The 25,120-nt window shown below is 64.9% G+C and carries 29 protein-coding genes; 15 read left to right on the top strand and 14 right to left on the bottom strand.

Annotated elements, in window-relative coordinates; all coding sequences use genetic code 11:
• The first annotated feature begins 61 nt into the window (after nt 1-61).
• From V0U35_RS10930 to rsmA, 3 genes are read left to right on the top strand one after another with little or no spacing between them, the layout of a single operon-like run.
• The gene (locus V0U35_RS10930) at nt 62-1,318 is read left to right on the top strand and encodes a peptidylprolyl isomerase (protein ID WP_330196750.1); all 1,257 of its coding nucleotides are present in this window, start codon (nt 62-64) and stop codon (nt 1,316-1,318) included.
• Nucleotides 1,315-2,310, top strand: a complete 996-nt coding sequence (gene pdxA / locus V0U35_RS10925) for a 4-hydroxythreonine-4-phosphate dehydrogenase PdxA (RefSeq protein ID WP_330196749.1) — start codon at nt 1,315-1,317, stop codon at nt 2,308-2,310. The genes V0U35_RS10930 and pdxA overlap by 4 nt, the downstream gene beginning before the upstream one ends.
• Complete coding sequence (rsmA, locus tag V0U35_RS10920) at nt 2,307-3,155, top strand: 16S rRNA (adenine(1518)-N(6)/adenine(1519)-N(6))-dimethyltransferase RsmA (protein WP_330196748.1); 849 nt, start codon at nt 2,307-2,309, stop codon at nt 3,153-3,155. The genes pdxA and rsmA overlap by 4 nt, the downstream gene beginning before the upstream one ends.
• Nucleotides 3,156-3,302: 147 nt before the next feature.
• On the opposite strand, the gene gmk is transcribed toward rsmA, so the two are convergent.
• From gmk to fabD, 7 genes are all read right to left on the bottom strand, one after another.
• A complete protein-coding gene (gmk, locus tag V0U35_RS10915; RefSeq protein ID WP_330196747.1) occupies nt 3,303-3,965 on the bottom strand; it encodes a guanylate kinase in 663 nt (220 codons plus the stop codon).
• A complete protein-coding gene (locus tag V0U35_RS10910) occupies nt 3,955-4,842 on the bottom strand; it encodes a YicC/YloC family endoribonuclease (protein WP_330196746.1) in 888 nt (295 codons plus the stop codon). Before V0U35_RS10910 ends, gmk begins: the two co-directional genes overlap by 11 nt.
• The gene (mltG, locus tag V0U35_RS10905) at nt 4,839-5,876 is read right to left on the bottom strand and encodes an endolytic transglycosylase MltG (RefSeq protein WP_330196745.1); all 1,038 of its coding nucleotides are present in this window, start codon (nt 5,874-5,876) and stop codon (nt 4,839-4,841) included. The genes V0U35_RS10910 and mltG overlap by 4 nt, the downstream gene beginning before the upstream one ends.
• Nucleotides 5,877-5,902: 26 nt before the next feature.
• Entirely contained in the window at nt 5,903-7,186 is a 1,284-nt protein-coding gene (fabF, locus tag V0U35_RS10900) for a beta-ketoacyl-ACP synthase II (RefSeq protein ID WP_330196744.1), read from the bottom strand.
• Between the two features lie 11 nt (nt 7,187-7,197).
• Nucleotides 7,198-7,434 carry an acyl carrier protein gene (locus V0U35_RS10895; RefSeq protein ID WP_330196743.1) on the bottom strand — a complete coding sequence of 79 codons (237 nt, stop codon included), beginning with the start codon at nt 7,432-7,434 and terminating at the stop codon, nt 7,198-7,200.
• A 173-nt stretch (nt 7,435-7,607) separates the two neighbouring features.
• Entirely contained in the window at nt 7,608-8,345 is a 738-nt protein-coding gene (gene fabG / locus V0U35_RS10890; RefSeq protein ID WP_330196742.1) for a 3-oxoacyl-[acyl-carrier-protein] reductase, read from the bottom strand.
• Nucleotides 8,346-8,359: 14 nt separating this feature from the next.
• Entirely contained in the window at nt 8,360-9,301 is a 942-nt protein-coding gene (gene fabD, locus V0U35_RS10885; RefSeq protein ID WP_330196741.1) for an ACP S-malonyltransferase, read from the bottom strand.
• A gap of 111 nt (nt 9,302-9,412) precedes the next feature.
• Between fabD and V0U35_RS10880 the strand changes: the two genes are divergently transcribed.
• The 12 genes from V0U35_RS10880 (at nt 9,413) to V0U35_RS10825 (ending at nt 18,801) form a co-directional block, all read left to right on the top strand.
• Nucleotides 9,413-9,601 (top strand): hypothetical protein, encoded by a 189-nt coding sequence (locus V0U35_RS10880; protein ID WP_330196740.1) that lies wholly within the window; start codon nt 9,413-9,415, stop codon nt 9,599-9,601.
• Nucleotides 9,602-9,683: 82 nt separating this feature from the next.
• On the top strand, nt 9,684-9,965 hold the full coding sequence (locus V0U35_RS10875; protein WP_330196739.1) for a type II toxin-antitoxin system Phd/YefM family antitoxin: 282 nt from the start codon (nt 9,684-9,686) through the stop codon (nt 9,963-9,965).
• The gene (locus V0U35_RS10870; protein ID WP_330196738.1) at nt 9,952-10,251 is read left to right on the top strand and encodes a type II toxin-antitoxin system RelE/ParE family toxin; all 300 of its coding nucleotides are present in this window, start codon (nt 9,952-9,954) and stop codon (nt 10,249-10,251) included. Before V0U35_RS10875 ends, V0U35_RS10870 begins: the two co-directional genes overlap by 14 nt.
• A gap of 167 nt (nt 10,252-10,418) precedes the next feature.
• Nucleotides 10,419-10,772 carry a 30S ribosomal protein S6 gene (rpsF, locus tag V0U35_RS10865; RefSeq protein ID WP_330196737.1) on the top strand — a complete coding sequence of 118 codons (354 nt, stop codon included), beginning with the start codon at nt 10,419-10,421 and terminating at the stop codon, nt 10,770-10,772.
• Between the two features lie 21 nt (nt 10,773-10,793).
• Nucleotides 10,794-11,048: a 30S ribosomal protein S18 gene (rpsR, locus tag V0U35_RS10860; RefSeq protein ID WP_330196736.1), complete on the top strand. Its 255-nt coding sequence runs from the start codon at nt 10,794-10,796 to the stop codon at nt 11,046-11,048.
• Nucleotides 11,049-11,057: 9 nt separating this feature from the next.
• A complete protein-coding gene (gene rplI / locus V0U35_RS10855; RefSeq protein ID WP_330196735.1) occupies nt 11,058-11,693 on the top strand; it encodes a 50S ribosomal protein L9 in 636 nt (211 codons plus the stop codon).
• A 149-nt stretch (nt 11,694-11,842) separates the two neighbouring features.
• Entirely contained in the window at nt 11,843-13,327 is a 1,485-nt protein-coding gene (locus tag V0U35_RS10850; protein ID WP_330196734.1) for a replicative DNA helicase, read from the top strand.
• A complete protein-coding gene (gene alr / locus V0U35_RS10845) occupies nt 13,308-14,387 on the top strand; it encodes an alanine racemase (RefSeq protein ID WP_330196733.1) in 1,080 nt (359 codons plus the stop codon). The genes V0U35_RS10850 and alr overlap by 20 nt, the downstream gene beginning before the upstream one ends.
• A gap of 214 nt (nt 14,388-14,601) precedes the next feature.
• Nucleotides 14,602-15,978 (top strand): DNA repair protein RadA, encoded by a 1,377-nt coding sequence (gene radA / locus V0U35_RS10840; protein ID WP_330196732.1) that lies wholly within the window; start codon nt 14,602-14,604, stop codon nt 15,976-15,978.
• A 17-nt stretch (nt 15,979-15,995) separates the two neighbouring features.
• Complete coding sequence (locus tag V0U35_RS10835) at nt 15,996-16,616, top strand: CvpA family protein (protein WP_330196731.1); 621 nt, start codon at nt 15,996-15,998, stop codon at nt 16,614-16,616.
• Nucleotides 16,613-18,079, top strand: a complete 1,467-nt coding sequence (gene purF, locus V0U35_RS10830) for an amidophosphoribosyltransferase (protein WP_330196730.1) — start codon at nt 16,613-16,615, stop codon at nt 18,077-18,079. Before V0U35_RS10835 ends, purF begins: the two co-directional genes overlap by 4 nt.
• Nucleotides 18,076-18,801, top strand: coding sequence for an SDR family NAD(P)-dependent oxidoreductase (locus tag V0U35_RS10825; RefSeq protein WP_330196729.1), 726 nt, complete (start codon nt 18,076-18,078; stop codon nt 18,799-18,801). The genes purF and V0U35_RS10825 overlap by 4 nt, the downstream gene beginning before the upstream one ends.
• A 3-nt stretch (nt 18,802-18,804) precedes the next feature.
• Here V0U35_RS10825 and der read toward each other — a convergent pair whose 3' ends face one another.
• The 7 genes from der to V0U35_RS10790 all read right to left on the bottom strand — a co-directional run bounded on the left by der (nt 18,805) and on the right by V0U35_RS10790 (nt 25,098).
• A complete protein-coding gene (gene der, locus V0U35_RS10820) occupies nt 18,805-20,178 on the bottom strand; it encodes a ribosome biogenesis GTPase Der (RefSeq protein WP_330196728.1) in 1,374 nt (457 codons plus the stop codon).
• A 31-nt stretch (nt 20,179-20,209) separates the two neighbouring features.
• Nucleotides 20,210-21,574, bottom strand: a complete 1,365-nt coding sequence (locus V0U35_RS10815; protein WP_330196727.1) for an outer membrane protein assembly factor BamB family protein — start codon at nt 21,572-21,574, stop codon at nt 20,210-20,212.
• Complete coding sequence (locus V0U35_RS10810) at nt 21,571-22,428, bottom strand: tetratricopeptide repeat protein (RefSeq protein ID WP_330196726.1); 858 nt, start codon at nt 22,426-22,428, stop codon at nt 21,571-21,573. The genes V0U35_RS10815 and V0U35_RS10810 overlap by 4 nt, the downstream gene beginning before the upstream one ends.
• 121 nt (nt 22,429-22,549) lie before the next feature.
• The gene (locus tag V0U35_RS10805; RefSeq protein ID WP_330196725.1) at nt 22,550-23,173 is read right to left on the bottom strand and encodes an NYN domain-containing protein; all 624 of its coding nucleotides are present in this window, start codon (nt 23,171-23,173) and stop codon (nt 22,550-22,552) included.
• Nucleotides 23,174-23,310: 137 nt separating this feature from the next.
• On the bottom strand, nt 23,311-24,138 hold the full coding sequence (gene panB, locus V0U35_RS10800) for a 3-methyl-2-oxobutanoate hydroxymethyltransferase (RefSeq protein ID WP_330196724.1): 828 nt from the start codon (nt 24,136-24,138) through the stop codon (nt 23,311-23,313).
• 91 nt (nt 24,139-24,229) lie between these two features.
• Entirely contained in the window at nt 24,230-24,559 is a 330-nt protein-coding gene (locus V0U35_RS10795) for a hypothetical protein (protein ID WP_330196723.1), read from the bottom strand.
• Nucleotides 24,559-25,098, bottom strand: coding sequence for an RNA polymerase sigma factor (locus tag V0U35_RS10790; RefSeq protein WP_330196722.1), 540 nt, complete (start codon nt 25,096-25,098; stop codon nt 24,559-24,561). The genes V0U35_RS10795 and V0U35_RS10790 overlap by 1 nt, the downstream gene beginning before the upstream one ends.
• Between the last annotated feature and the right edge of the window lie 22 nt (nt 25,099-25,120).

Genomic DNA, 25,120 nt, shown 5'->3' with positions numbered 1-25,120 from the left:
CGATTGCGTCGCGCGTCCCTTTGGTTATGTTCTGCTTCCGCTTAGACAAGCCTGATCAATCATGATGTTTCGCGACTGCTCCATTCTGACCTCACTGGCTGCGGCCGTGTCGCTCGCCCTGACCGCTCCGGTCGCGGCGCAATCCGGCGATAGCCGGTCTGTTGAAGGCATTGCCGCGCTGGTCAATGACGCCCCGATCACCACGGTCGATGTGCGCAACCGCATGCGCTTCATCATCGCCACGATTGGGGTCCAGCCGACGCCCGAAGCGCTTGAACGCATCCAGGCCCAGGCGATCCGGACGCTGATTGACGAGACGCTGCAGATCCAGGAAGCGGCCGAATACGAAGTCACGGTCGAACCGGCGGAGATCGACGAAGCGATCTGCGACCTCGCGGCGCGCAACAACGTGCCCTGCAACCAGATTACCGAACAGCTGACGCAGGCCGGTGTGGACCTGTCCACGCTGCGCCACCAGCTCGAAGCCGATATCGCCTGGCAGATCCTGGTGGGTGGCCGTTATGGCCAGCGCATCCGGATCTCGAACCAGCAGATCGAGACACAGCTGGAGCGCATCGCGGAGAGCGCGTCTCAGGCTCAGTACAATCTCGCGGAAATCCTGATCGAAATCCCGACCACCGCGGATGAAGGCGAGGCCCAGCGCCGCGCCAACGAAGTGATCAACGCCCTACGTCAGGGTGCCCCGTTCCAGCAAGTCGCGCAGCAATACTCCAATGCCACTTCGGCAGCGGCCGGCGGCGAAATCGGCTGGGTGACCGGCAGTCAGCTGCGCCCGGAAGTCGCGCAGGTCGCCGACATTCTCCAGCCGGGTCAACTGTCCCGGCCGATCCGTGTGCCGGGCGGCTTCATGATCATCGCCCTCATCGACAAGCGCGACGGGACGACGACGCTCCAGTTTGACCTGACGCAGGTCACCCTGCCCTCACGCGTCGTCACGGACGAAAGCGTGCGCCAGCTTGAGCGCGCGCTCGACCGCATCAACAGCTGCGAGGATGTGGACGCGGAAATCGCCGGTATTGATGGCGCGTTCTCGACCGCACTTGGCGAAATCAACGCCGATGCCCTGCTTCCCAATATCCGCCAGGCCCTCGACCCGCTCGGCAATGGCGAACACAGCGCCCTCCTCGAGACGTCTGTCGGACGGCAGGCCTTCATCGTCTGCTCCCGCTCCATCGGCGGGCCGGGCGTGCCGTCGCGCGAGGATATCGAGCAGCAACTGCGCGGACAGCAATTGTCCAATCTGTCGCGGCGCTGGCTGCGCGATCTCCGCCGCGATTCCACCGTCGAAGTCCGGTGACCGGCGGCCACCCGCCGATCGCCCTGACGATGGGCGATCCGGCCGGTGTCGGCCCGGACATCACCGTGAAAGCCTGGCAAGCCCTGCGCGCCAGCGGACCCGGCTTTTTCGTTATCGGTGACCCTGCTCTCTATGGCGATCCGGCGCGCACAATCGCCGCGCCCGCTGACGCTGCGGCTGTCTTTGCCGACGCCCTGCCTGTCCTGCCGCTGACGCTGGCTGGTCCAGTGACCCCAGGACAGCCGGACCGAGGGAACGCGCCGGCAACCATCACCTCAATCGAACAGGCCGTCTCTTGCGTGACGGACGGACAGGCCGCGGCGGTCGTGACCAACCCGATTTCCAAAGCCGTGCTGAAAGGCGCGGGCTTCACCCACCCCGGCCACACCGAATTCGTCGCTGATCTCGTTTCATCACTCCCGGCGCAGCGACCGCGAGGACCGGTCATGATGCTCGCCGGTGACGGTTTGCGGGTCGTGCTGGCGACCATCCACATGCCGCTGAAGGACGCCATCGCCTCACTGACCGGCGAGCGGATTTGTGATGTGGCGCGCGTGACCCTCTCCGCCCTCTCACGGGATTTCGGAATCACCAGCCCCCGCCTCGCCATTGCCGGTCTCAATCCGCATGCCGGCGAGGACGGACATATCGGCCGCGAGGAGATCGATATCATTGGGCCTGCCGCCGACATCCTGCGGGCCGAAGGTCATGATGTTGCCGGTCCCCTGCCGCCCGACGCCATGTTCCACGCCGAGGCCCGGGCGCGCTACGACGCCGCGCTCTGCCTTTATCATGACCAGGGGCTGATCCCCTTAAAAACGCTCGATTTCTGGGGCGGGGTCAATGTCACGTTGGGCCTGCCCATCGTGCGCACGTCGCCCGATCACGGCACCGCGTTCGATCTCGCCGGGACGGGCAAGGCCCGCGCCGACAGCCTGATCAACGCGATCGGACTGGCCGCAAAGATGGCGCAACGCCGGACCGCCGCATGAGCATCGATCTGCCCCCCTTGCGCGCGTTGATCGCCGAGCACGGCCTGGGTGCGGACAAGAGTTTCGGCCAGCACTTTCTGCTCGACCTCAACCTAACCGCCAAGATCGCAAGCCTTGCCGGAGACCTGTCCGGCAAGACGGTGATCGAGATCGGCCCCGGCCCGGGCGGGCTGACCCGCGCCCTGCTGGCCGCCGGTCCGGAAAAAATGATCGCGGTGGAAATGGACCGGCGTTTCATTCCGGCCCTGGAAGTGACGGGTGAGGCCTTCCCCGCGCCGCTCGACATCGTCGAGGGTGATGCGCTGACAGTCGACGACGCGGCCCTCGCCGGCCCCGGCGCAGTGATCGCGTCGAACCTGCCCTACAATGTCGGCACAGCCCTACTCATCAAGTGGCTGCGCGCCGAACCGGTCTGGTGGGACACCGCCGTCCTGATGTTCCAGCGCGAGGTCGCCGACCGCGTGGTCGCAAGGCCGGGCGAGAAAGCCTATGGCCGGCTCGCCGTCATCACCGCCGCGCGCGCCACGGCCCTGCTGGCGCTGAAAGTCCCGGCCCGCGCCTTCACCCCGCCGCCGAAGGTGGAGTCCGCTGTCGTGGTCCTGCACCCGCTGCCCGTGGACCGGCGCTTTACCGATATCACGGCGCTCGAAACCATCACCGAGTCTGCCTTTGGCCAGCGCCGGAAAATGCTGCGCTCCAGCCTGAAGACCGCGGCGGCGAAAGCGGGAACTTCGGCAGAAGCTCTGCTGTCTGAGGCCGGTATCGAGCCAACCGCCCGTGCTGAAACGATTGCGCCCGAGGGCTTCATGGAACTGGCGAGGGCATGGCGCGCGGCGCGAGGGTAATCCCGTGCTTGCTTTGAAGCCTGTTTGTCCTCCCCCCCTCACCCGGCCCTTGCGGGCCACCCTCTCCCTCGAGGGAGAGGGAGGGGACCCGGCCTGAAGCGATAGCGAAGGCTGGGGAGGGTGAGGGGGAAATCCCCCGAAAGAAGCCTAGTCCCGCTCGTTCATCAGCTGGTCGACGAAGCGCGACAGCCACGGCCGGCGGGTGCGGCGCAGGCGCTCGGCATGCAGGATACGATCAAGCTCCTCGAGCGCGCCGGCAAAATCCTCGTTGACGATGACGTAGTCATATTCCTCCCAGTGGGAGATTTCCGCCTCGGCGCGGGCCATGCGCCCGTCGATCACGTCTTTGGAATCCTGTCCGCGCTTTTTCAGCCGGTCTTCGAGCAGCTTCATCGACGGCGGCAGAACAAAGACCCGCACCACGTCATCGGGAGCCTGTTCGGCGAGTTTGCGCGCACCCTGCCAGTCAATGTCGAAAATGACATCACGGCCTTCCGACAGCGCTTCCTCGACCGGGGCTTTCGGGCTGCCGTAGTAATGTTCGAACACCCGTGCCCACTCGTAGAAGCCCTCGCCCGCGATCAGCGCTTCAAAGGCCGCGTCGTCGACAAAGACATAATCCTGGCCATCGACCTCGCCGGGCCGCATCGGCCGTGTCGTGGTCGAGACCGACAGGACCACATCCGGATTCTGGGCGATAAGACGTTTGGACAGCGTCGTCTTGCCCGCCCCGGACGGGCTGGACAGGACCAGCATCATGCCGCGGCGCCCGCCCCTGTGCCGGGGTGCCCCGCCCGCGCTATTCGACATTTTGTACCTGCTCCCGGAATTGTTCGACGGCGGCCTTGAGCGCCAGTCCGATAGTGGTGAGTTCGGAATCACCGGACTTGGAGCATAGCGTGTTGGCTTCGCGGTTGAACTCCTGGGACAGGAAATCGAGCTTGCGCCCGACTGGCGACCCGGCGGCGAGCAGGTCGCGCGCGCTGGCAATATGCGCCTTCAGCCGGTCGATCTCCTCGCGCACATCAGCCTTGCTGGCGAGCATGGCGATCTCCTGGGCGAGGCGCTCTTCGGGAAATTCGCCGCCCAGGAGTTCGTCGAGGCGGGCTTTCAACCGGTCACGGATGGCCTCCGGCCGTGTTGCCGCACTTGAGGCCGCCTTCGCGGTCAGGGTTTCGATCTCCGCAAGGATGTCCGCGAGAATGGCGGCGAGCGCCGCCCCTTCCTCACGCCGCGCCGCGACGAGCGTGTCGGCCGCCGTGCTGAAACTCGTGCCCATCGCGGTATGCAATGCGGTGCGTTCGTCCTCTCTGAGATCATCGTCGTCGGATTTGAGCACGCCCTTGATCGCGAGCAGGCCATCAAGCGTGGGCGGCGCGACCGTGCCGGCCTCCACCAGCGGGCGGCCAGCCTCGACGATGGCGGCCAGCTTGTCGGTGTCGATCTGAACCGATTGTGCGTTTTCATCGCGCTTCAGCGTCAGGGAAAACTGGATATTGCCGCGCGAGAAGACCGATTTCGCCGCGTCACGCAGCGCCGGCTCCAGCGCTTCGTGACCGGGCGGCAGGCGAAACCGGGCTTCCAGCCCCCGTCCATTGACGCTGCGGCCTTCCCAGACCCAGTGCCAGGCCCCCAGCGCACCTTCGGCGCGGGCAAAGCCCGTCATGCCTGACAGCGGGGCGGTCATTGTCCGCCCTGCCCGCGCTGGCGCTCGATCCGGCGCCAGTTGGCGACATTGCGCTGGTGCTCGCGATAGGTCGCGGCAAAGGCATGTCCGCCCGTCCCGTCCGCGACGAAGAACAGGTCGTTGGTGTCCAGCGGATTGAGCACGGCGGCAATGGAATCGCGCCCCGGATTGGCAATGGGACCGGGCGGCAGGCCGTCATTGTGATAGGTGTTGTAGGGGTTGGCCGCGTTGTCCAGTTCGGACCGGCGAATACCCCGGCCCAGCGGCTCGCCCTGCGTGATGCCGTAGATAATGGTCGGGTCGCTTTCCAGGCGCATGCCGCGACGCAGCCGGTTGACGAAAACCGCCGCGACGCGCGGACGCTCCTCGGCGACGCCGGTTTCTTTTTCGACGATGGAGGCGAGGATGATCGCCTCTTCGCGCGTATCAAAGGGAAGGTTTTCCGCGCGTCCTTCCCACAACGCGTCGAGCAGGGCCTGCTGGTCGGCGCGCATGCGGTCGATCAGTTCCTGACGGGCCATGCCGCGATCAACCAGGTAGGTCTCGGGCAACAGCGTGCCTTCCGCCGGAATCGCCTCGATCTCGCCGGTCAGGACCTCGGCGGCCTCGACCACGCGCACGATCATCGCCGAGGTCAGCCCTTCGGCGAAGGTCACGGGATAGCGAACCGTCTCGCCAGAGCGCAGCAGATCGTAGATCTCCTGCATGGAGGCTCCGGCGGGAACCGCATACTCCCCGGCGCGTAGGTCGCGGTCGCCGCCGTCGATGGTGACCATGGCCCGGAAGATGCGGGCATCAGTGATGACACCGTCGTCCTCCAGCTGGTTGGCGATGCGGATCAGACCCGAGCCGCGCGGCAGCATGACAACGGTCTCTTCAGCCGCCGGACCGGCCTCGGCGAATTCCTTGTTGAGCCACCACCAGCCACCGGCCGCGACACCCGCCGTAGCCATTGCCAGAACGCCCAGGATGCCGAACAGGACACCGAAAAGGCGCAGGACGGAAAAGCCGCGTTTCTTGCCGGACTCGGCCATGCGTGACGCCTTCTGGCTGGGAACAATCAGGTTGCTTGCGTGAATACCACGGAGGCATTGGTCCCGCCGAATCCGAAGGAGTTCGACAGGGCGGCCCGCACCGGGCGTTCCACGGCCGTGTGCGGCGCGAGATTGATCACGGTTTCACAGGACGGATTGTCCAGGTTGAGCGTCGGGGGACAGACGCCATTGCGAATGGCGAGGATCGAGAAGATCGCCTCGACCGCGCCTGCAGCGCCCAGCAAATGCCCGATCGCCGACTTGGTCGAGGACATGACCAGGTCCTTGGCCGCGTCCCCGAAGAGGCGCTCCACGGCGCGGAGCTCGATCTCGTCACCCTTGGGCGTCGAGGTGCCATGGGCGTTGACATAGTCGATGTCCGCCGCCGTCAGTCCGGCGCTGGCGAGCGCAGCTTTCATGGCGCGGAACCCGCCATCGCCATCCTCGGCCGGGGCCGTAATGTGGAACGCATCGCCCGACAGGCCGTAGCCGGCCACCTCGGCGTAGATTTTCGCGCCGCGGGCCCTGGCGTGTTCGTATTCTTCCAACACGACGACGCCCGCCCCCTCGCCCATGACGAAACCGTCACGGTCACGGTCATAGGGGCGCGAGGCCTTTTCCGGCGTGTCGTTGAACTTGGTCGACATCGCCCGCGCGGCCACGAAGCTCGCCACGCCGAGGCGGCAGATCGCGGCTTCGGCACCGCCCGCGACCATGACATCGGCGTCGCCATACTTGATCAGCCGCGCGGCATCGCCGATCGCGTGCGCACCGGTCGAACAGGCCGTGACGACGGCATGGTTCGGGCCTTTCAGCCCGTGCTTGATCGAGACCTGGCCCGAGATCATGTTGATGATCATGCCGGGAATGACGAAGGGCGAGAGCTTGCGCGGACCCTGTTCATGGAGCAGGACCGAGGCTTGGTAGGTGGTTTCCAGCCCGCCCGTCCCCGATCCGATCAGCACACCGGTCCGGGTCTGGTCTTCTTCGCTTTGCGGCGACCAGCCGGCATCGGCCAGCGCATCGTCGGCGGCCGCAATTCCGTAGAGAATAAATTCGTCGAAGCGCTTGCGTTCGCGGGCGCTCATCACCGCGTCAGGGTCGAACGCGCCCTCATAGTCCGGGCTGCCGCCACCGCGTCCGTCCACCCGGGGCACAATGCCCGCAATGCGGGCGGCCAGGTCGGACGTCTCGAAATGTTCGATGGGCCTGATGCCCGATTCGCCGCCGATCAGCCGGTTCCAGACTGGAGCCACCCCGCATCCGAGCGGGGTGACCAGTCCGAGGCCTGTAACAACAACACGGCGCATGGGTCGCTGGATTAGCCGACCTTCTCTTCGATGAATTTCACCGCATCACCAACCTTGTTGATGTGCTCGGCCGCATCATCCGGAATCTCGATGTCGAATTCCTCTTCGAACGCCATGACCAGCTCGACATTGTCGAGCGAGTCCGCGCCGAGATCGTCGATGAAGCTGGCGTCAGCCGTCACTTTTTCTTCCTCGACGTCGAGGTGCTCGACGACGATTTTCTTTACCCGGTTCATAACGTCAGACATGTCGAAACCCTTCAGTTTATGCCGCTGAACACTCTAGGCGGCGATGTCCCGGGCGGGAAGTGCCAATCACACGGCACGCCGCCCAATTCGATGATGTGCGGCGGCTGGTATCATGTAAATCCGCCAGTGACCAGTGATTGAGTGCCGGACCGCAGGACGGTCCGAATCGTCCGTCAGATCATGGCCATACCGCCGTTGACGTGCAATGTCTGGCCGGTGACATAACCCGCTTCGGCACTTGCGAGATACACAACGGCGGCGGCGATATCGTCCCCGCTGCCCAGATCGCCGGCCGGGATTTTCGCGAGGATCGCCTCGCGCTGCTGCTCATTGAGAACATCGGTCATCGGCGAGGCGATGAAGCCCGGCGCAACGCAGTTCACGGTGACACCGCGAGCCGCGACTTCCTGGGCCAGCGACTTGGAAAAGCCGATCATGCCGGCCTTGGATGCGCAGTAATTCGCCTGTCCGGGATTACCCATAACGCCAACAACCGAGGTGATGCCGATGATCCGGCCCCAGCGATTTTTCATCATGCCGCGCATGGCCGCGCGCGACAGGCGGAAATAGCTTTCGAGGTTCACTTTCAGGACCTGGTCCCAGTCCTCGTCCTTCATCCGCATCAGAAGGCCGTCCTTGGTGATACCGGCATTGGCAACCAGGATATCGAGCCCGTCCATCGCGTCGGACGCTTCTTTCGGCAGGGCGTCAACCGCCGCACCATCAGACAAGTTGCACGGCGTGACATGGACCCGGTCGCCGAGTTCGGCGGCCAGCTCGTCGAGCTTTTCCTTGCGGGTGCCCGAGATGGCGACCGTCGCGCCCTGCGCATGCAGTGCCCTGGCGATGGCTCCGCCAAGGCCGCCCGTTGCGCCAGTGACCAGCGCCTTCTTTCCATCGAGTGAGAACATGGAATTCAGTCCTTCTATGTCAGGGAGGCGGCAAACGCCTCGAGATCTTCCGGCTTGATCAGTGCAACGCCACTCGCATCCGGCGCAGTGCGTTTCAGCATTCCGGTCAACACCTTACCGCCGGCTTCCACGAAGGTGTCCACACCACCCTCGCCGGCCATCCATTCCACGCTTTCGCGCCAGCGCACACGGCCCGTCACCTGCTCGACGAGTAGCTTGCGGATCACGCCCGGATCGCTTACCGGGCGCGCCTGCACGTTGACCACGACCGGAACCGACGGGGCCGCGATGTCGGCTGCGGCGAGCGCCTCGGCCATGGCGTCGGCGGCGGGCTGCATCAGGGTGCAATGGAAGGGGGCCGAGACCGGCAGCGTCATCGCGCGCTTCACGCCCATCTCCTGGGCCTTGGCGATAGCGGCATCCACCGCGCCGGTCGAACCGGAAATGACGATCTGTCCCGGCGCATTGTCATTGGCGACCTGGCACACGCCATGTTGCGCTCCGGCTTTCGCGGCGGCTTCGGCGGTTTCCATGTCAGCCCCGATCAGGGCGGCCATCGCCCCCTCTCCGACCGGGACGGCCTTCTGCATGGCCTGACCGCGCAACTTCAAGAGCTTCGCGGCATCAGCAATCGACAGCGAGCCGGCCGCGGCGAGCGCGGAATATTCGCCGAGGCTGTGCCCGGCGACGAAGGCCGCCTTAGACAGGTCGACACCAAACTGACCCGTCAGCGTACGAATGACAGCAAGACTCGCGGCCATGATCGCGGGCTGGGCATTCTCGGTAAGGGTCAGGTCCTCGATCGGCCCATCCCACATCAGGTGGGAAAGTTTCTGGTCCAGCGCTTCGTCGACTTCCTCGAAGACGCGCCGTGCATCTTCGAACGCGGCCGATAGGGGATGGCCCATGCCGACGGCCTGGCTGCCCTGTCCGGGGAAGACGAATGCGTGGGTCATGTGTGGCCCTCATCAATGCAAAACAGTGGAGTCGGTTCCCCGCGTCGATAGACCGGCGCGCAGGGCGGTGGCAAGCTGGCCGCGGATATTCTGACCTCCAACGGAGCCCCCATGCGCACGCCTCTGCACCGCCGGCTTCTCTATGCAGGTATCTTTTTCGCTACCGGCGTGCTGGTCCTGACAATTGTGGCGGAAATCGCCGATCCGAGGGAACGCTGCGAAGAACGCGGCGGGACGTGGGTTGTTGATGGGCGCTATTGCCAGGAAGCAGGCGAGCCCTCGCGCACGCGGGCCGATTAATCTCGCCCGGATAAGGGCGACCGCTTGCCGGCATCTCCGTGCGTAGCTATTTTAGCTAAAATAGCCATACTGGGTGTTAGTCATGAAGACCTATTCCGCGACCGAGGCGAAGAACAAGTTTGGCCAGCTGCTCGATGACGCCCAGCGCGGGCCAGTGAGGATCGAGAAGCACGGGCGCGCCTCGTCCTACCTGGTTTCCCAGGCGGACTACGATGCACTCGAAGCGCAAAAGGTCCGCGAACTGCGCGAGATGCTCGCCGAAAGCCAGCGCGACTACGAGGCGGGCCGGACGGTTCCTATGGAACAGGTCCATGCCGAGGTCCGCGCGATGCTGGAACAAGCCAAGCGCGATGCCGAAGGTTGATTATTCGCAGCGTGCCCGCACGGCGATAAAGGACATCGGCCTTTATACGATTCAGACTTGGGGTGCAGCGCAGGCTGACGCCTATGTCAGCGACCTCCTGAATCGTATCGAAGCCGCGATGCAATGGCCCCAGGCTGCGCCGAAAGCGATGTTCGAAGGGCGGCCCGTTCGCAATCTCATCGTTCGTCACCATGTCGCCTACTACACGATCGAGCCGGACCGGATTCTGATCCGCGCCATCATCCACGAGAACCGGATGCCCGGCACACTGCGCGACCCGGCCTGACTGGCTTGCCCCGGCACGCGCTTTGGCCTATACGCGCGCCTTCGATTGGCTGCGGTCCTCGATCCACCGGAAATGTGTGCGCTGTGCACACCGGATCAGGAGCCACCGCTGGCGGTGCTCGACCCTTCGGCCCGCACCAGCGCCGCAGCCTGAAAGAGAGGGAGCCAATGGCTTTATACGAACACGTGTTTATTGCGCGTCCGGACATTTCGCCCGCGCAAGCCGAGAGCCTCGTCGAGGAACTCAAGACCCTCATCGAGGAAAAGGGCGGCAAGACCGGCAAGACCGAATACTGGGGTCTGCGCAATCTCGCCTACCGCATCGCGAAGAACCGCAAGGGCCATTACGGCCTCATCGATATCGACGCCGAACCGGCCGTCATCGATGAGCTCGACCGCCTGCAGCGCCTGTCCGAAGACGTGATCCGTCACATGACGATCCGCGTCGAAGAGCACACCGACGAGCCGTCGGCCGTGCTGTCCAAAAAGGACGACCGCCGCCGCCGCGAACAGCGCCGCTAAGCGATCAGGAGAGAGAAACAGATGTCTGACGTCAGCATTTCCAACATTCCTGCGCGCCGGCCCTTCATGCGCCGCCGCAAGGTCTGCCCGTTCTCCGGCGAACATGCGCCGGCGATCGACTACAAGGATCCGAAACTCCTGCTTCGCTACATGTCCGAGCGCGGCAAGATCGTTCCGGCCCGCATCACCGCCGTTTCCGCGAAGAAGCAACGCGAACTGGCCCGCGCCATCAAGCGCGCCCGCCAGCTGGCCCTGCTTCCCTACGCGCTCGACTAGGAGGCAACCATGCAAGTCATTCTGCTGGAACGCGTGGAAAACCTCGGCGCCATGGGCGACGTGGTCACCGTGAAGAACGGGTTTGCCCGCAATTATCTCCTGCCGCAGGACAAGGCCCTGCGCGCGACCGACGCCAACAAGGCCCGGTTCGAGCGCGAGCGCGAAATCCTCGAAAAGCGCAATGCCGAGCGCCGCGACGAAGCCGCCAAGAGCGGTGAAGGCGTGGACGGCGAGAGCTATGTCCTGATCCGTCAGGCGGGCGAAAACGGCCACCTCTACGGTTCGGTTACCTCGCGTGACGTCGCCGAAGCGGTGTCCACCGACGCGCTGAAAGTCGGCCGCAGCCAGGTCGTGCTCGACATGCCGATCAAGACGCTCGGCCTGCACGAGGTCCGCATCCGCCTGCACCCGGAAGTCACCGTGACCGTCACCATCAACGTGGCGCGGACCGAGGACGAAGCCGAACGCCAGGCCGCCGGCGAGGACGTCATCGCGACGGCCGCCGACGAGGATCGTGCGATCGCCGAAGCCCAGGCTGCCGAGCTGTTCGAAGCCGGTGCCGAGCCCGACGAGCTGGGCGAAGGCTCCGACGATACGGCCGAAGCCGAAGCGGCCGACGCCGCTGGCGAGGACGAGGAAGATTAGTTTTTTCTTCCTTGTACGGATTAAAGGCGGGCCGCATTGCGGTCCGCCTTTTTCGTTTCCGGTCGACTTTTCCACAGAGTGGCGAGAAAACTGTGCACGAACCGATATCACGCCTTGAGGCGGCCACATGACGGGCCTAGACAAGGCCCATGAACCTGCCCGCCCTCGCCCCCGCCGATGAACCGGAATTTGACGCGGCCCCGCATAACCTGGAGGCCGAACAGGCGTTTCTGGGCGCGCTTCTCTACGATAACGAGATGTATCACCGGGTCGCGGACTGGCTCAAAGCCGCCCATTTCTATGACCCGGTGCATGGCCGCATCTATCAGGCGACAGCCGACCGGATCAGCCGCGGCGCGCTGGCTGATGCCATTGTCCTGAAGACCGATTTCGAGCGCGATGGCGGCCTGCAGGAAATCGGGGGCGCGGCCTATCTTGCCGTGCTGCTGGAAAGCGCGGCCGACAGTGTCGCGGCGGTCGAGTACGCCACCCTCGTCTATGACCTGGCGCTGCGCCGCGAACTGATCCGCGTCAGCGCGGAACTGTCCAAGGATGCGGTCGACAGCCCGCCGGAAACCCATGCCCGCATGCTGATCGAGCAGGCCGAACGCCGCCTGTTCGAACTCGCCGAAAGCGGCGGCGGGTCGCGCGGTTTCGTCAGCTTCAAGGATGCGCTCGCCGAGTCTGTCGAGATGGCCGCCGCGGCGTTCGAGCGCGAAGGCGGTCTCTCAGGCATTTCCAGCGGCATGAAGGCCATGGACCACAAGCTGGGCGGTCTGCACAGCTCCGACCTCATCATCATTGCGGGCCGTCCGTCGATGGGCAAAACCGCGCTCGCAACCAACATCGCCTTCGATGTCGCGCGGAACTATCAGTACGAAGTCCAGCCCGACGGCACGAAGAAGACCGTCAGCGGCGGCGTCGTCGGTTTCTTCTCGCTGGAAATGAGCGCCGAACAGCTCGCGACGCGTCTTATCGCCGACTACACCGGCATTCCCGGTTTCATGATACGGCGCGGCGAGATTGACGCCGCCCAGTACGAGGAAATCCGCGACGCGGTGCTCGAGATCCAGGGCCTGCCGCTCTATATCGACGATACCGGGGGCCTGCCCATCGGTGCGCTGACGGCGCGGGCGCGGCGGCTGAAACGCCTGCACGGGCTCGACCTGATCGTGGTCGACTACCTCCAGCTTTGCGGCGCGTCCGCCGGCAAGCAGAGCCAGGGCCGGGTGCAGGAGATTACCGAGATCACGCAGGCACTCAAAGCGCTGGCCAAGGAACTCAGCGTCCCGGTCATCGCCCTTTCGCAGCTCTCCCGCCAGGTCGAGCAGCGCGAGGACAAGAAGCCCCAACTCTCCGACCTGCGTGAATCCGGCTCGATCGAGCAGGACGCGGACGTAGTGATGTTCGTCTATCGCGAGGCCTACTACAAGGAACGCGAGAAGCCGAAGGAAGACACGCCCGAATACCTCGCCTGGGAAGAGGAATTCCGCCTCATCGAGCGTCAGGCCGAAGTGATCATCGGCAAGCAGCGTCACGGCCCGATCGGCACGGTGAAGCTGGCCTTCGACGGTGCGCGCACCAAGTTCTCCGATCTCGACCCCGTGGGCCGGTATGAAGACAGCGCCCGCTGAGCGCGGACCGCATCCCCGCCTGATCGTCGATCTCGGTGCGATCCGGGCCAATTACGCTCAACTTCAGTCCATCGCGCCCGGCACGTCCGTCGGGGCGGTGGTCAAGGCCGATGCCTATGGTCTCGGCGTCGATCGCGTCGGCCCGGCGCTGGTCGAGGCCGGGTGCCGGCATTTCTTCGTCGCCTCGACCCGCGAAGGAGCCGAGCTGCGCGACGTCCTCGGCGACGGCCCGGACATCATCGTCTTCAACGGGTTCTGGACGCCGGATATCGACACGCTGAGGGGCTGGTCGCTGATTCCGGCCGTGAATGATCCCGGCCAGTTCGCGGCGCTAGAGGCGCACGCGCCCGACCTCCCCTTCTCTCTCCATGTCGATACCGGCATGAACCGGCTCGGTCTTGAACCGGACGACGCCATCACCATCGCAGACCGGGCGCGCGCGCTCGATCTGCGCCTGGTGATGAGCCATCTCGCTTGCGCCGACGAGCCGGGCCACCCGTTGAACGCGGCCCAGCGAAGCGAATTCGACCGGGTTCTCGCCGCCTATCCCGGCGTGAGGGCGAGCCTTTCCAACTCTGCCGGCACGCTGCTGGGCGCGCTTTACCAGTATGATGTCGTCCGGCCGGGCATAGCGCTCTATGGCGGCGCACCGAGCCTTGAGGGCACTAATCCCTTCACGTCCGCTGCGGCGATCGACGCGCCCATCCTGCAGGTGCGCGACATTCATCCCGGCGATGCGGTCGGCTATGGCGCGACCTTCACCTCCGGCGAGGACCGCAAGGCCGCCATCGTCGCCTGCGGCTATGCCGACGGTCTGTTCCGCGCGGCGCAGGATGGCGGCTATGCGATGCTGGGTGACCAGCACCTTCCCGTGATGGGCCGGATCTCGATGGACCTGACGACGCTCGACGTCACCGGTGCAGGCGATGCGGCCAAGCCTGGGGCCTATGTCCGCTTCATGGGCTCCGAACTCGAAGCCCTCGCCAGCGCGTCCGGCACAATTTCCTACGAGCTTCTCGTCCGCCTCGGCCGGCGGTTTGAACGGGTCTATGAGGGGTAGTGGCTGCACCCCTCTCCCCTTTTAGAAGGGGAGAGGGTCAGGGTGAGGGGTTGGTTCAAGGTCGAGCACGAACCGGCCCGGCCCCCTCACCTCAATCTTCTCCCCCAAGGGGGAGAGGAGGAATAGCGTCGCAGAACATTAGTAGAACATCAAGACGCGGTCTGATACAGAGACGACAGCCAGTCTGGTCCAACCGAATCGCGTGCGAGTGCCCATGGCCCGAACCGAGAATGTCTTTGTCTGCCAGTCCTGCGGCAGTGTGCAGCCGAAATGGTCGGGGCGCTGTGACGCCTGCGGCTCGTGGAACACGCTGGTGGAAGAAGCCGGGTCAGCTCCGCTTGGCACGGCGGCCAGCGCGCCCAAGCGCTCCGGGCGGCGCGGCAAGCTGGACCTCGTTGAGCTTGGCGGCGATGCGCCCGACCCGCCCCGCCTTTCCACCGGGATCGACGAGTTCGATCGGGTCTGCGGCGGCGGGCTGGTACCGGCCTCGGCGGTTCTCGTCGGCGGGGACCCGGGTATCGGCAAGTCGACGCTCTTGTTGCAGGCGATCGCCCGCCTCGCCTCGGGCGGGGCGAAGGCGGTCTATGTCTCGGGCGAGGAATCGGTGGGCCAGGTCCGCCGCCGCGCCCGGCGGCTGGGGCTGGCTGACGCGCCGGTCGCGCTGGCGGCAGAAACCGCGCTGGTCTCGGTCCTCGACGGGCTGAAGGCGGAAAAGCCGGACATCGTCGTCATCGATTCGATCCAGACCATGTGGACCGACCAGCTCGCCGCAGCACCCGGCACGGTGGCGCAGGTGCGCGCCTGTGCCCAGGAGCTCACACGCTTCGCCAAGAAGACCGGCGCGGCGGTGATTCTCGTGGGCCATGTGACCAAAGACGGGCAGATCGCCGGACCGCGCGTGGTGGAACATATGGTCGATGCGGTCCTCTATTTCGAAGGCGAGCGCAGCCACCAGTTCCGCATATTGCGCGCGGTGAAGAACCGCTTCGGCCCGGCTGACGAAATCGGCGTGTTCGAAATGGCCGATGCGGGCCTGCGCGAAGTCGCCAACCCGTCCGCCCTCTTCCTCGACGGACGCGGCGACCCGGCCTCGGGCGCGGCGGTGTTCGCCGGAATGGAGGGCACACGCCCGGTCCTGACGGAAATCCAGGCGCTCGTTGCCGCCTCCCCGCTCGGCACACCGCGGCGGACGGTGGTGGGCTGGGATTCAGGACGGCTGTCCATGGTGCTGGCCGTGCTCGAAGCGCGTTGCGGGCTGGGGTTTGGCGGCAAGGATGTCTATCTCAATGTCGCCGGGGGTTTGCGGATCGGGGAACCGGCGGCCGACCTGGCCGTCGCGGCGGCCATCATCTCCTCGGCGCTCGATGCCCCCCTGCCCGCCGACATGGTGGTCTTTGGCGAGATCAGTCTCTCTGGCGATATCCGGCCGGTGGGCCGCAGCGAGGCGCGAATGAAGGAAGCGGCCAAGCTGGGCTTTTCAAAAGCCATCGCCCCGCCGCCGGTCGGAGAAGGTGAACCACCCATTCGCATCGACTCAGTGAAAAGTGTTATGGAGCTTGTCGGGCGCATTGAAGCGCTCAGCGCGTCATAACACAGGAGTATCCGGGGATGGACGGTCTGAGCCCCTTTGACGGCATTGCGCTGCTCATCCTCATTGGCTCCGGCCTGATGGCGCTGGTGCGCGGTTTCGTGCGCGAAGCCCTCTCCATCACCGCCTTTGTGGCCGCAGCCCTGGCGTCCTTGTGGGCCAGGCCCGTCTTCATCGGGCTGGGGCGCGAATTCATTCCCAACGATCTCATCGCCAATATCGCCGTGCTGGGCGTTGTCTTCGTCCTGGTCTTTCTCGCGGTCAGTTTCGTGACCGGATCGCTGACCAAGAAGACCAAGGAGGGCGAAGATGTCGGCGTGGTCGACCGGGCGCTGGGTTTCATCTTCGGGCTCATCCGGGGGCTCGTTTTCCTTGGCCTGCTCCTCATTGTCTTCGCCTCGGCGACGCCGGGCGGTACGCCGCCGGGCTGGATGGCCGAGGCGCGCATCTACCCGCTGGTCAATGCCTCGGCCCGGGCGCTGCAATCGCTCGCACCGGAGGACTCGCGTATTGCGCGGACTTCGCCCATATCACCGGCCAATGAAGAGGGCGACCGCGACGACGGCACCGCCTATGACCGCAACGAGCGCGACCGGTTGGATGATCTCATCAACCGCGCCGGCGAGGATGACGACGGATGACACTGCCCAGTCTCACCTATGACGCCGCCACTGACCGTCCGCGCGAGGAATGCGGCGTGTTTGGCGTGCGCGGCGCGCGCGATGCGGTCCTGCTGACCGCGCTCGGCCTGCACGCCCTTCAGCATCGCGGGCAGGAAAGCTGCGGCGTCGCCACGCACGATGGCGCGCGCTTCTACACCGAACGCCATATGGGCCTCGTGGGCGAGAATTTCGCCGGGGCCGATACCGCCGCCCGCCTGCCCGGTACGGCCTCGATCGGCCATGTGCGCTATTCGACGCAGGGCGCGACCGTGTTGCGCAATGTCCAGCCGCTCTATGCCGATGTGCGTGGTGGCGGCATGGCGGTCGCCCATAACGGCAACCTCACCAATTCGCGGTCATTGCGCGACGAGCTTGTCGCCAATGGTGCAATCTTCCAGTCGACCAGCGATACCGAGGTCATTCTTCAGCTTGCCGCGCAATCCAAGCGCGCCAAGTCCGCGCAGCGTTTCCTTGACTCGCTCAAACAGATTGAAGGGGCGTTCGCCCTCGTCGCGCTTGTCAATGACAAGCTGATCGGCGCGCGCGATCCGCACGGCATCCGCCCGCTGATTATCGGCGATCTCGACGGTGCGAACGTGCTGGCGTCGGAAACCTGCGCGCTCGACATGATCGGTGCCAGCTTCGTGCGTGAGGTCGAGCCCGGCGAGGCCGTGATCTTCAGCGAGGACGGGATCGAAAGCAAACGCTTCGCTCCGGAACACCGCGCCCGCCCCTGCGCCTTTGAATACATCTATTTCGCACGGCCCGATTCCGTCATTGGCGGGATCAGCGTCTACGAGACCCGCAAGGCGATGGGCCGCCGGCTCTATAAGGACGCGCCCGCCGAGGTCGACGTCATCGTCCCGGTCCCGGACTCTGGCGTTCCGGCCGCCCTTGGCTATGCCGAAGCGGCCGGCGTGCCGTTCGACCTCGGGATCATCCGGGGCCACTTCGCGGGCCGGACCTTCATCCAGCCGACCCAGGCCAAGCGCGATCTCGGTGTGCGCCGCAAGCACTCGGCCAATGCCGCCGCCCTGCGCGGGAAACGCGTCCTCTTGGTCGATGACTCCATCGTGCGCGGTACGACGTCGCGCAAGATCGTGCAGATGGTCCGCGATGCCGGAGCCAAGGAAGTCCATTTCCGTTCCGCCTGCCCGCCGATCACGCACCCGGATTTCTACGGTATCGACATGCCGATGCGTCAGGAGCTGATCTCGTCGAGCATGAATACCGAAGAGATCGCCAGGACGCTTGGCGCAGACAGTCTGGGGTTCCTCTCGCTCGACGGCCTTTATGAAGCGATCCTGGGCGAAGCGCGCGACGAGGAACGCCCGCAACTCTCCGACCATTATTTCACCGGCACCTACCCGACCCGCCTGCGCGATCATGACAGCGCGCTGTCGGACAAGGACCGGCAACTCTCATTTCTGGTGGAAGCATGACAAAGAAACCGCTCGAAGGCCGCGTCGCACTCGTCACGGGAGCCTCGCGGGGGATCGGCTATGCGCTCAGCCTGTCGCTGGCCGAAGCTGGCGCTCACGTCATCGCGACGGCGCGCACGCAAGGCGGGCTGGAAGAGCTGGACGACGCCATTCGCGAAGCGGGCGGGTCGTGCACGCTCGTTCCACTGGATCTCGCCAGCCCGGACGGGATCGAGAAACTCGCCGCGATCGTGACGGAGCGCTGGAGCAAGCTCGACATCCTCATCGCCAATGCCGGCGTGCTGGGCAAGCTGACGCCTGCGTCTCAGCTGTCCGCACAGACCTGGAACGAAGTCTTCGCGATCAATGTCATCGCGCCCGCGCGCCTGATCCGCGCGTTTGAACCCCTGCTGCTGAAGTCCGATGCCGGACGTGCCGTCTTCATGACGTCAGGCGCGGCGCGCGGCCGCAAGGCGTTCTGGGCGGCCTATGCCTCGTCCAAAGCGGCGCTTGATGCGCTGGTGGAAAGCTGGGCGAACGAGCATCTCGGCTCGCGGCTCAACATCAATCTCGTCAATCCGGGACCGATGCGGACCGCGATGCGGGCGAAAGCCTTCCCCGGTGAGGATCCCGAAACCCTGCCGGCACCAGAAGACCTCGCCCCGCTCGTGCTGGAACTGGTCACGCCGGAGTCCACAATGCACGGCAAGACCGTCGATTTTCCAGATTGGAAGAAGAGCTAGGGGCTAACCCCCGCTCCCGCCGCGATCGCCGTCGGCATAGGGGTTCTTGCCTGATTTCACGATCAGACGGATCGGCACGCCGGGCATGTCGAATTCCTCACGCAACCCATTGATAAGATAGCGCTTGTACGCGTCGGGCATGGCCGCGGCGCGCGAGCACATCAGGACGAAGGTCGGCGGGCGCGATTTGGTCTGCGACATGTATTTCGGTTTGACCCGGCGGCCATTGACGGCGGGCGGAGGATGCCGGGCCGTCATGTCGCGCAGCCAGTCATTCAGATCGCGTGTCTTGATCTTGGCCGACCAGTTGCGATGCACATCGGCGACCGCCGGCATGATGTCCTCCAGGCCCTTCTTTTTCAGGGCCGAGACAGGAATGAGCGGCGTGCCCTTGGCCTGCGGCAACAGGCGTTCGAACTCGTAGCGCAGATCCTTCAGTGCGGCGGTGCGGTTCGGGACCGTGTCCCATTTCGACAAGATGACGACGAGACCCCGTCCTTCGCGCACGACGAGATCGGCGATGTGAAGGTCCTGCTTTTCCAGCGGACGTTCCACGTCGATCAGGACCAGCACGACTTCGGCGAATTTGACCGCGCGCAGCGTGTCAGCCGCGCTCATCCGTTCAAGACGATCGGCGACCTTGCCGCGCTTCCTCAGGCCCGCCGTGTCGTGAAAGCGGACCCGCTTGCCGTCCCACAGCCAGTCGACGGCGATGGCGTCGCGCGTGATCCCGGCTTCGGGGCCGGTAATCAGCCGGTCCTCGCCGAGCAGGGCGTTGATCAGCGTTGATTTGCCGGCATTGGGACGCCCGGCCACCGCGATACGTAGCGGCGGGGTGTCGCCATCATCTTCGTCCGGCCCAACATCACGGTCGTCGAACCCGTCCAGCTTGCCCGCGACGGCGGCGTAGAGTTCGCCCAGGCCTTCGCCATGGGCCGCTGACATCGCGACCGGATCACCGAGCCCCAGCGCCCAGGCCTCGTTGCGTCCGCCCTCACCGGCCCGGCCCTCGGCCTTGTTGGCGATCAGCACGACCGGCTTGCCCGAGCGGCGGATCAGATCGGCGAAGGTCTCGTCGAGTGCGGTCACACCCGAGCGCGCATCCACAACGAACAGGCAAAGATCACACGCCGCGACGGCCGCTTCGGTCTGGGCGCGCATTTCGCGTTCCATGCCGGCCGCGGCCAGGTCATCGAACCCGGCAGTGTCGATCAGGCGCAGTTTCAGATCGCCCAGCCGCCCGTCCGCCTCGCGGCGGTCGCGGGTGACGCCGGGCTGGTCGTCAACAATGGCCAGCGGCTTGCCGGCCAGACGGTTGAACAGCGTCGACTTGCCGACATTGGGCCGGCCGATAATGGCAATCTTGGGCGCAGCCATGAAAGGCTCTGCTTTTCTGCTCTGGCGCGCGTTATCGCAGGGCGATCAGGCGCGCGTCGTCGGTCACCACGTAAATGGTCTCGTTGACGATGATCGGCGCGACATAGACGTCATCGCCGAGGCGGATGGTGTTCTGGATCGCACCGTTCGTGGCCGAGAGTATGACGGCCTCGCCGTGCGAACCCGCCAGGAACAGGCGGCCGCCGGCCAGGATCGGACCGCTCCAGGCGATCCGGTCATTGCGGTCTTCGGCATCTTCGAAAGTCGCCAGCTCGGTGATCCAGCTGATCCGGCCGCTGGCCCGTTCCATCGCCACGACTTCGCCTTCTGTGGTCACGACGAAGAGATAATCACCCGCGACCCAGGGGGCATTGAGGCCGCCCGCAGGCGCGTTCCAGATCCGCTCGCCGGAGCGCAGGTCAATCGCGGCCATCAGGCCGGAATGGTTCATCACATAGACGGTCTCACCGGCGATGATCGGGCTGCCCGCCACGTCATTGATTTCCGAGATCGGGGTCAGGCCGCCGGTCCGCGTCAGGGCATCGGACCAGAGCGGATTGCCGTTCTCGACCCGCAGGGCAACGATCTCACCCGAGGCGTAAGGCACGACCAGCGTATCGCCCAGTACGGCCGGGCTGGGTGCGGTGATCAGGCGCGCCGGCTCGACGATGCCCTGGTGGGTCCACAGCACGTCCCCGGTGTTGGCATCGAGTGCATACAGCTCGTTGTCATCTGTCGCGGCAAAGACCCGCCCGCCGGTCGCCGTCGGCGCGGCGTGGAACGGCGTCAGGCTTTCGGCGCGCCAGATCTCCTCACCCGTGGTGGCATCCAGCGCGACCATGAAGCGGTATCCGGCATGGGCGTAGATGCGCCCGCCATCGTAGGCGATGCCGCCCCCGAACGACATGCGGTCGCGGCGGCTGCCCGAACGCAGGCGGCTTTCCCACAAACGGTCGCCGGTCTCGGCATTGAGCGCGCTGACCACGCCCTCGGCATCCATGACAAAGATATTGCCCTCGGCCGCGATCGGACGGGCATTCAGACGGCGATTGCGGCCCGAACCCTCACCGATGTCGCGCCGCCACACGACCGCCAGCGGGCCGGTCGCCTGGGTATGTTCCAGCGCATGGGTGGGATAGCCGTCGGGCTGCGGCCAGACCGTGTTCACGTAGGCCGTCGGCAGCTGGACCGGGCGGTTGGCCAGCTCGGGATCAGTCTGGAGCGACTGTTCGAACGCCAGAATGGAAATGCGGCCATCGGTCGGCGCGGCCGGGCCCTCATCATTGCGCTGGAAGACGTTCAGCCGGTCGGCGGTGTTTTCAATCGTCGAACAGGCCGAAACGGCCAGGCCCAGGATCGCGGTCAGCGCGATAAACGAATGACGGGTCTTGATCATGGATTGGGGTCCTCTTGCGCGCCGTCATTGACCGGCTCTTCGCGGGGCATATTCAGCTCGGGCATCGTGTCGTCGAAGGGGCTGTCGTCACCGGCGTCGCCTTCACCGTCCTGGCTGAGGCCAAGACTGAATTCGCTCTCGGTGGCCGCTTCGTCCTCGACAGCGCCAGCGGGGTCGGCCGCTTCAGCGGCGTCCTCGGCCCCTTCGGGGTCCATCTGGTTGGTCACGGCCAGCGCGGCGTTGGCCCGGGCAGCGGCCCCTTGCGGCGCATCCACCGAGTAGATGATCGCTTCAAATGCCTGGCGCGCCGCATCATGATCCCCGGCCTGCATCGCGCTGATGCCGATGGCTTCCTGGGCGAGAAAACGATAAGGCCGGTCCTGACCTGTCAGCGGCGCGAGCCGGTTGGCCAGGTCGTCCGGCGAATAGGCTTCGAACTGGGCCCAGACGGCCTTCAGCGTCGCAAGATCAGCGATGATCGGGTCAGACGTGCGCGCGGCGGCATCCTCGAAGAAACCGGCGGCGGCTTCACGGTCGCCCTCTTCCAGTGCGATGGCACCACGGCGCATCAGCGCGAGCGCGGCATAACCATCGGGACCGTTCGCTGCGATATCCTCAAGCTCGGCAGCGGCCGCGGACATGTCGTTGGCTTCGTAGAAATCGACGGCTTCGGAATACTCTTCGGACGCGGCCTGTTCCTGCGATGTGGACCAGGCTTTCCAGCCTTCATAGCCCGCAACAGCGAGAATCAGCGCAGCGGCAGCGCCGCCAACCCAGGGACCATAGGTCCTGAGCCATTCCTGATACTTGTCCTTGCGAAGTTCTTCTTCGACTTCGTTAAAAATATCGGCCACTTGGGGGTATCCATACGCTGATTGCCACGCCGGGCGCGGACCCTAGACGCAGCAGGCTTTCCGGGCAACAGAGCTTAACCGTCTGAAGCGGGAACTCCATGCATTCGATTGCACCATCCTGTCACCATTCCATGGGCTTTCGAACCAGATGTCCGCTTTTTCCCATCAGAGTGTCCGGAAATTGTGCTGCAGCGAGCCGAGCTGACGTGGCGTGTCGGACGAAAGACGCGGCATTCCTCATGCGGCGTCCGGGATTGGAATCGTCCAGCCAGATCAGGCCAACCGGTTTGCCCAGATCGTTCTTGACCATTCTCATCGGCTCGCACAGGTCGGAATCCTGAGACAATACAAGCGCAACATCATACTGGTCCTGCCATCCGTCGTGGAGCAGAAAGGAAGCGAGGTTGACGTCCGATCCCTTTTCCTCCGTGTCATGTATTTCGACGTACTCACCATCACGGCCGACAGTCGGACGAAACTTGGTCTTGGTAAGGAACCGGCCGTAGTGAATTTTCAGTTCAGGCAGGGTGGATAACGCATTCAGGTACATCTGTTGTCGTCGCGGAGCACCAGGGTTACCCGCCCGCGAACTGACACGCGCCGTGAAATACCGGGCGCGGACGATCCTGTCGTCCTCATGGAGAAGCTTGCGAGCCAGAGCGATGGGATCGAGCCATTTATGCGTCGTTCCCTTGAGTGCGCGATAATAGAGGTTGAAACCATCTATGTAGATGCTGACGCGCATGAAACCGCCGTAGAAACAGCAAAGGCCGCGCAAGTGGGAACCTGCAACGGCCTTTGAACCGGCGGCACGCCGCCAGCGGGTATGGGGAACATATACGCCCCCTATAGTACAACGTCAATATGCAATCCTAGATAGACTTAACCGTCAGACGGCTTGAATTCATAGGTCTGCGCAGCTTCGGGGAAGCGGCGCGCGCGCACGTCGTCGGCATACTGGCCGACGGCGGCATCGACCTCGTCACGCAGGCTGGCATAGCGTTTGACGAATTTCGGGGCCCAGTCGAAGAGGCCCAGCATGTCCGGTGTGACGAGGATCTGCCCGTCACAGGCGGCCGACGCCCCAATGCCGATGGTCGGGGCTTTTACCGCTGTCGTGATTTCGCGCGCGAGGTCCTCTGCGACACCCTCGATGACAATGGCGAAAGCCCCGGCCTCGTCGGCGGCTTTGGCTTCTGCAATAGCGCGGTCGCGCTCGGCCTGAGACCGGCCCTTGGCGCGGAAGCCGCCATCATTGAGCGCGGCCTGGGGGCGCAGGCCGACATGGCCCATCACCGGAATGCCGCGCTCGGTCAGGAAGCGGACCGTCTCCCCCGCATAGGTGCCGCTCTCGATTTTCACCGCCTGTGCACCGGTTTCGGCGAGCGCGCGAGATGCGCTGGCAAAGGCCTGCTCGGGCGAGGCTTCATAGCTGCCAAAGGGCAGGTCGATGACGACAAGCGCCTGTTTCGCGGCACGCATCACGGCCTTGCCGTGCAGGATCATCATGTCGAGCGTGACACCGATCGTGGTGTCCATGCCGTGCACAGCCATCCCCAGCGAATCCCCGACCAGCAGTACGTCACAGTGCGGATCGAGCAGCGCGGCCATCGGCGCGTCATAGGCCGTGAGACAGACCAGCGGCTCACCCCCCTTGCGGGCGCGAATGTCGGGCACGCCGATACGCTTCTTTCGGGTCTGGGCAGACATGAAAACGCCGCTCCTTGGTCGCGTGGCGGTCAGGAGCGGCGGAGACTAGTCCAGATGCTGCGCCTGCGAAAGCGCGGCTTGTGCAGGCTGGCTAGATGCGCTTGGGCAGGATGAAAGCGAACCCGCCGATCATCAGCGCGAGGACCGTGGTGGCCATCACTTCCGGCGAGGCGATGGCGGCGAGCTGGGCGGTCCAGCCTTCGGCCGGGATCTGAAAGGTGTTGAACAGGCCTTCGAGCTGCGTGCCAGCGATGGCCGAACCGGTTGATCCGGCCCCGCCGAGAATGATTGCCCGACGGCGGACAGGGTGGGACATGCGCGCCTTGACCTTCTTCACGAAGGCATCGGCCTCGTCCTCGCCCGGCTGGGCTGCGGCAAAGGCCGCGCGAAGTCTTTCGTCGAATGCATCATTCATGGTCATCACGCTACCGCCTCCGCGGTCTCGAAAAAGGCTTTCAGCTTCTCCCGTCCCCTGTTCACGTGGGATTTGACCGTCCCGAGCGGCATTCCCGTGGTTTCCGCCGCCTCAGAGTGCGACATTCCGCAGGAAAAACATAGCACAATGACAGTGCGCTCGTCCTCCTTGAGCGTAGCCAGTGCGCGGTCGAGATCGACGACGGAGCCCATGTCACGCGGGGCTTCGGTGTCATCGACATCGCCCTTGAACTTTTCCATCGCCCGTTCCGTCGCCTTGCGTTTGCGCGCGGCCATCAGGAATTCGTTGTAGGCGATGCGGCAGAGCCAGGACTTGAACGACCCTGCGCCGGTAAAACTGCCGATTTTCTCGAACGCTCTTATGAAGGCGTCTTGAGCGAGATCCTCGGCAAGGGCGCGGTTCCGACTCATCCGGGCCATCATGCCCCGGATCAGGCCCTGATGGCGGCGGACGAGTTCGCCGAAGGCGTCGTTGTCGCGTGTCGCAACAACGAGAGCCACCAGTTCTTCGTCCGACGCCTTCATGGAACCGACCTGACCTGACCTT

The sequence above is a fragment of the Hyphobacterium marinum genome (assembly GCF_036330325.1).
Classification (GTDB): domain Bacteria; phylum Pseudomonadota; class Alphaproteobacteria; order Caulobacterales; family Maricaulaceae; genus Hyphobacterium; species Hyphobacterium marinum.
The sequence above is the reverse complement of the archived record's forward strand: the minus strand, read 5'-3'. Positions and strand labels throughout refer to the sequence as shown.